Raw genomic sequence first — 6,348 nt, 5'->3', positions numbered from 1 at the left:
ACTCTTTCTTTTAAGGTAAGTCGTTTGTGTTTTTTTACTTCCATTGTAACAAATCTATAATTTTAGATTTGTTGCGTTAAGTTATTGAATGGAGGAGTACGTTTCGTAATGAAACACAACGTTTATGTATAAGAATAGTTGCGGGTTTGCGTGCGAGGATTTTCCGAAGGAAAATCAGATGTAGCAAATACGCAACTACCTTTGTTTTAGCACTAAACCGCAATTATTTTTATACGGTGTTAGCAAACGTTTTTATATTTGTTCTTCGATTATTATAATCCTATTCGGTTGATTTTTCATTGCTTTTTTAAATCCACTTGAATTCATTACTTCGTTTTTAAATTTTTGAATTTCAGTACTGTTTTTTGTCATAAATTCCTCTTCGTCCATAAAATCATTCGGCTCATAAATCAAGTCAATTCGATATTCATACAGTTTTCCGTCATTTTGATTAATTCTTTGATTCGCAAAAGTAATTTCAAAGGTTTTTTGGTCCATTTTCCAGTTATCAACTCCATAAGTCACGTATAGAGGAATCGGATTTTCATTTGAGTCAACAGTCAGCGAATCAGATTTTTCGTAAAACTCAATTATTGATTTTAGACCAATTTCTGGATTAAGTTCTGCAAGATTAGTATGAGTTTTAATTATTCGTTCCAATTCCGTTACGTTTCCAATTTCTATTAATTTAGGCATTTTACGATTATTCAAATCGCATCCTGTAAAATTTAGAATTAGAACTACAAATATTATTTTCAGTACGATTTTCATCAAATGTTTGCTAACGGTTATGTATAAGAATAGTTGCGGGTTTGTATGCGAGGATTTTCCGAAGGAAAATCAGAAGCTAACAAAAAAGCACTAACCTTTTGATTTAGGATTAAACTTAAGCATTATTTTTATACATTGTTGGCAGTAGGTTTTATTTTTCATTTATCAAGATGTTTTTTATAAAATCATTTTCCATTTCAATAACTGAATTTTCTTTTTGTCTTATATGAGCTAAAACACTTATCAATGGAGCGTCTTTATAAAAATAGTCGAGATATTTAATCTTTCCATTTCTGCCTGTAATATCAGTTGAATTTAGCGTAACATTAATTCTTTTTCCTAGATTTTTATCGCGAACCAATTTTAAAATTTCAATCCTATAATTTTCCATTTTGGAAATGAATTTAGCTCCATTTTCACTATATTTTTCTCCATTAAAAAAAAAGTCATTTGAATATTCTTTTTTAGATATTTCTCCTTCATAATCGGTAGGTATTTCTATTTTCGGATTGTTAATTAATTGAGAATAAATTCCATCCAAATACATAAGGTATTCTTTAGTTAAAGTATGGTATAATTTTGCCGATTCATTTTCAGTCAGTTTGTCTTTTTTAAGATTTTCAGAAATTTGAGCTTTAAGTATTTCGTTGAATTCAACTAATTGTTCATTCAGTAATCCGTACATGAAATATGGCTCATTTTTATTTTTACAAGAACAAAGAATTAACAATAATAGTACGAATGTTATTTTTTTCATAGATGTCTGTTCAACTTACTGCCAACGGTTATGTATAAGGAAAGTTGCGTGTTTGTGTGCGAGGATTTTCCGAAGGAAAATCAGAAGCTAGCAAACAAGCAACTAACTTTGGTTTAGCTAAAACTAGCAATTTTTTTTATACGGTGTTGCCAACAGTATTTTATTTTTTCCGATTATGAAATTCAGTTAAAATCTTTTGTTTTTCCAATTCAGAAAGTCCAAAATCAGTTATTATTTCAGGTCGAAAAGGAGGAATACGGTCATCTATCATTAAGACGTTTTGAACCAAATATTCGCCAATTTCAAATTCATTTCCTAAACAACCAGATTGATAATAAACAGAATAGATTGTGTCATTAATTGCTTTTGAAATCAGTTCCGTTTTATTCTCAAAATTCTTTTTTCTTAATAATCCTTCGTATGCAATTGCTTTAATATTTCCGTTTGGAAATTCCGTAAGTTTTAGAAGTTCAGGTTCCGTTGCATTTTCCATAATCCATTTTCTACTTTCAATTTCTTCAGGCATTGCTCGTCCATTTCCTCCAATTCCGCTCGAAATGGATTGATATTCATAAACACTAATTGAATCCTTGATTTTGCTTTCAATTCCATTCCAATTAAACGTCCAGCTTTTTTCGTAGTTAGAAGTCAATGCAGCAATAATTCCAATTCCGAGTATTGTCAGTATTGGAAATAAAATCGAGAATCGAACTCGTTTATTGTTATTTCTGCGTTTTCTCATATTGTTGGCAACGTTGTTGTGTATGGTTAGTTGCGTGGTTAAGCAACTAATTTAGTAAACAAATACTTGCCAGAGAAAATTCCGGAGGAATTTTCCAAATAAGCACTTGCCAAAGCAATTAATTATACACGGTGTTAGCACACGTAATTTTTCGTTATGTACAATTCAAACACTTCTTCCATACTCCGATTTTCTTTCTTACGTAATCTATGTAATTCCATTCCAGCTTTTTCAAATATCTCGTCTTTCATTCTGTCATTTTCGATTTGTTTTGGTTTGTCGTGCCAACTACTATCTAATTCAATAAAAAACTTTGGTTTGAATGTTTCTGAATCTACAATACATAAATCTAATGTTGACTGAAAGAAAAAAGTTTTAGTTTGTCTTTTAAGTAGCTCGATAACTTTAGAATTTATAATTGAGCTCAAAGCAATATTCGGCAAAAGTATTTCGCTTTTTAATATTCTTCTCGAAGCCAAATAAAGTTCTTTTTCTTGTGGTGAATTAAAAATTGATTTTGAAAAATCCAATTCTCCAGAAGCTCCAATTTTTACATTCAAGTTTGATGCGAGAATAGTTTTCTCAATTTTTTCTGTTCGTTCAATATTTTTATTCTTTAGAAAATTTTGAGCATCGATATTTTCAGTCAAGACTTTTGCGTACTGTTCAGAAGGATGTTTTTCAAATAAATATTCGGCAAGTTCTAATATACAATTATCGGATAGTTTTAAAATCTCTAAATTTTGGCTTAATTGAAAAATTCTTGCAAGTACAGTCGAAAGATTTTCATCTCCATTATTTTCATAACGTCTTACTTCGTTAATCAAATTCGTTTCGAAAATCGAAAAAATTGGGTCGGTCGCTAATTCTTTACAGTTATTTTCATCAGATAGAAGTTCGTTTAACTTTAACCATTCCTTGGTTTGTAAAAAAATCAGACAATTTTCGGTCATATTTACGGTTGTTTGTTTTTATGTGTGCTAACGTTTATGTGTAAGGAACGTTGCGGTTTTGTGTGCGAGGATTTTCCGAAGGAAAATCAGATGTAACAAAACAGCAACGACCTTTGGTTTAGCCTAAAATAAGCAATGTTTTTTACACGGTGTTAGCCACTGGTTTTATTTTTTTTAATAATTCCGTAAATTATATTAATCGGATAAATTATTTGTCCGAAAACTGCAATCAACGCTATTAAATAAATTGCTAAAGTCAGATAATTATTAAAATCATATTCCATTATCGATTCTCGGAAAAGCTGCGACAAAATCCAGATTAGTAAAATTCCGCCGAAAGTCAGCGTAATGTGAATCAAATTCAGCAATTTGGATAGCTTTCTGTTGGCTTTTAGCATAATCCAATACCCAAGTCCGATTATTCCAAAAAGAATTGAAATCAGGATTGTAAAATCGATTTGACTAATAACAAAATAAGTATCGTGAACATTTATATCCAACATTTCGTTTCTGTATAATATTCCGAAGAGGATTATTATAGGAATCGAAAGTAAAAAAATCAGATGTGGTTTATTGGTTAATCTGCTCATTTTTCAACTTGTGGCTAACGGTCTTGTGTATGGGAAGTGCGATTTTGTGACTGGCTGATTTTCCGCAGGAAAATTGGACAAAGCAAAATAGCACGAGCCTTTGATTAAGCACTAAAGTAAGCATTTTTTATACACGTTGTTGCCAACAGTTTTTATTCTGTTTTTATTAATTCAAATTTGTTTTCGGATTCTAGTTTTTCAATAAATTCAGTCATAATTTTGTCCCATTCCACAATCTTTGATTCTTTATTTATCTCAAAGTTTAAATTTCGTTTAGGATAATTTTCGTGAATTATTTCATATTCCATTCCTTCCCAGCCTCTTTCTTCCCATTTCTTAATTTCCTCTTTTGTGTATTTGCGTTTTGAAGCATATGCTTTTTTTTGGTCAAACTCTTTTAAATCAAAATAATCAAATTGCTTATGTAAATTTTCTTTGTCTGATTTTATTACAAAATGTCTTAAGCAAGAATGAGAAGTCGTTATTCTGCTTGAGTAAGTTTTATTTCCGACAATTGAGTCTGGTTTATATTCAAAATGCTCAATATTCTCAATATTCAATTTCTCCTTGTTCTGTCTATAGAACTCAAAAAATGTTGAATCAGTAATTTTAATTGGTTTGAATTTTTCTAATGATTTATTATTGTATTCAGAGTTTTTAAATTTTTGTATAAATGTTGAATTGTCTTTTTTCCAAAGCAAATATGCAGTTGAGTAAATTCCATAATTTATGCAAGTCAGTTTTGTATATCCAATTTCTTTTATTCCGCTTGTCTTTAAGTCTACAATTTCCAGATTCAGAATAGAGTCAATTTTCAATTTAAATTTTTGTGAAAAAACTTGAATTGATAATAGAAATAATAAAATTGTCGATATATTTCTGATGCTTCTCAAATTGTTGGCAACGGTCTTGTGTATGGTGCGTTGCGTGTTTAAGCAACTAAGTTACTAAAATTGCATGTAGCTGGCTGAAAATCCGCAGGATTTTCTAAACACTGACCAAACTAAGCAATGAATTATACACGTTGTTGTAACACGTTTTTATTCACGAAATACATTATTCCGCTTACAATTATTAATGTTATAATTATATCTAAAATTAAATTATTCAAATTCCAACCGTAATTTGGATTTGGACAATCTATCATAAATTCTTCGTAATATTTGAAAGGGAAACCAATCTCTAAAGATTTGTAACCAACTGTTCTATTTATTGGTGAATTCAAATGATTAAACACAGTCAAAAATGAAGTTGATAAAAAAACTAAAACTGACATTAACAAAGTCAGAAATATATATTTGAGTTTAAACATTATTCGTCTTTGTCTTTTAAGTATTTGAGTAAATTTACCAAGTGTTGTTCAGAATGATTTTTCATTAAAAACTCAAATTGATAAAGTCCATCTTTTTCGCTGTTGTTTTCCAATCTCCATTGAACTTCTATTAAGTCTTTTATTATATCAGTCAAATCATCGATTGAATCTTCAGTAACCAAATCAGCATCTTCGTTAATCTTATGACTTTCCCAAGCAGAATGATACCAACCAAAATCTGGGAAATGTTCAGTTACTATACTTCTAATTCCGTCATAATCTAAACGCAAAGGTTCTTCGTAATCAGTTTCGTCAAATTCCGTTTCTACTTTCAGATATTCAGCGTAAATTCCAACTAATAGTCTTTGAATTTCGAGTGTTTTGTTTTCGGACTCAAGTTTTTCATTTGTCCCAAATTCAACAATTCTATCTATTAATTCCTTTAATTTACTCAATGTTTCTTGGTTTCGTCAAATGTGTTACAACGGGTTGTGTATGGTGCGTTGCTTTGTTATTACGCAACTAAGTTACTAAAATTGCTTGTGACTGGCTTAAAATCCGCAGGATTTTACAAGCACTGATCAAACTAAGCAATGAACTATACATGGTGTTGTAACCAGTGCTTTTTTAATTCCGAACCAATATTTCGGTCAATATTTTTTTAGGGAAGTCATATTCAATTCTGTTTGGTTTTTCAGAGTTTAACTTTCCACTGTTATCTCGATATTCCATAAATAAAATGACTTTTATTGAGTCCGATTTAATTTCCTTAATCTTACACATTGAAATTCGGATTTTATAACCATCAATAAACTTAATTGATTCGATATATTGTTTCGAAAACCAATTATTAAATCCGTTATCAACTCGGTGTTCTTTGAATTCAATATTCTTATTTTCCAGTTGAATATTTATTGTATCGTTCAAATCTTTTTTATCCAAGTTAAATGCTCCAAAAGAACGATTATAGAAATCCAAATGAACTAATTTTCCAATATAAGAATCGTCAATTTCATTTATGTCCACATATTTAATATCAGAACCATCTTGAGCAATCGCATTGATTGTAAAACTCAAAATTATTAGAAGGATTATTTTTTTCATTCGTTCGGTTTCTCGCATTGGTTACAACGTTTATGTATATGGAAAGTTGCGTGTTTGCGTGCGAGGATTTTCCGAAGGAAAATCAGAAGCTAGTAAACGAGCAACTGACATTGGTTTAG

The 6,348-nt window shown here is 30.0% G+C and carries 8 protein-coding genes; all 8 read right to left on the bottom strand.

The features are described 5' to 3' along the window. Positions 1-252 precede the first annotated feature (252 nt). Positions 253-696 carry a hypothetical protein gene (locus BT151_RS18080; RefSeq protein ID WP_143144352.1) on the bottom strand — a complete coding sequence of 148 codons (444 nt, stop codon included), beginning with the start codon at positions 694-696 and terminating at the stop codon, positions 253-255. A gap of 226 nt (positions 697-922) precedes the next feature. Next, positions 923-1,528 carry a hypothetical protein gene (locus BT151_RS18075; RefSeq protein ID WP_084648028.1) on the bottom strand — a complete coding sequence of 202 codons (606 nt, stop codon included), beginning with the start codon at positions 1,526-1,528 and terminating at the stop codon, positions 923-925. A 160-nt stretch (positions 1,529-1,688) separates the two neighbouring features. Next, on the bottom strand, positions 1,689-2,270 hold the full coding sequence (locus BT151_RS18070; protein WP_072403772.1) for a hypothetical protein: 582 nt from the start codon (positions 2,268-2,270) through the stop codon (positions 1,689-1,691). A 134-nt stretch (positions 2,271-2,404) separates the two neighbouring features. Continuing rightward, the gene (locus tag BT151_RS18065) at positions 2,405-3,223 is read right to left on the bottom strand and encodes a DUF2726 domain-containing protein (RefSeq protein ID WP_072403771.1); all 819 of its coding nucleotides are present in this window, start codon (positions 3,221-3,223) and stop codon (positions 2,405-2,407) included. Between the two features lie 742 nt (positions 3,224-3,965). Next, positions 3,966-4,631: a hypothetical protein gene (locus BT151_RS18055; RefSeq protein ID WP_072403769.1), complete on the bottom strand. Its 666-nt coding sequence runs from the start codon at positions 4,629-4,631 to the stop codon at positions 3,966-3,968. 197 nt (positions 4,632-4,828) lie between these two features. Beyond that, on the bottom strand, positions 4,829-5,038 hold the full coding sequence (locus BT151_RS18050) for a hypothetical protein (protein ID WP_143144350.1): 210 nt from the start codon (positions 5,036-5,038) through the stop codon (positions 4,829-4,831). Between the two features lie 86 nt (positions 5,039-5,124). Then, a complete protein-coding gene (locus BT151_RS18045) occupies positions 5,125-5,580 on the bottom strand; it encodes a DUF5063 domain-containing protein (protein ID WP_072403767.1) in 456 nt (151 codons plus the stop codon). 172 nt (positions 5,581-5,752) lie between these two features. Then, positions 5,753-6,202 carry a hypothetical protein gene (locus BT151_RS18040; protein WP_143144349.1) on the bottom strand — a complete coding sequence of 150 codons (450 nt, stop codon included), beginning with the start codon at positions 6,200-6,202 and terminating at the stop codon, positions 5,753-5,755. Positions 6,203-6,348 lie beyond the last annotated feature (146 nt).

The sequence above is a fragment of the Flaviramulus basaltis genome, from assembly GCF_900114265.1.
Classification (GTDB): Bacteria; Bacteroidota; Bacteroidia; order Flavobacteriales; family Flavobacteriaceae; genus Flaviramulus; species Flaviramulus basaltis.
Note: the sequence above shows the minus strand (reverse complement) of the source record. Positions and strands in the feature narration are given on the sequence as shown.

What these genes read in the sequence shown, in the direction of transcription:
- BT151_RS18065 (WP_072403771.1), bottom strand. Translation starts at nt 3,223, where the DNA reads ATGACCGAAAATTGTCTGATTTTTTTACAAACCAAGGAATGGTTAAAG.
- BT151_RS18070 (WP_072403772.1), bottom strand. Translation starts at nt 2,270, where the DNA reads ATGAGAAAACGCAGAAATAACAATAAACGAGTTCGATTCTCGATTTTA.
- BT151_RS18075 (WP_084648028.1), bottom strand. Translation starts at nt 1,528, where the DNA reads ATGAAAAAAATAACATTCGTACTATTATTGTTAATTCTTTGTTCTTGT.
- BT151_RS18080 (WP_143144352.1), bottom strand. Translation starts at nt 696, where the DNA reads ATGCCTAAATTAATAGAAATTGGAAACGTAACGGAATTGGAACGAATA.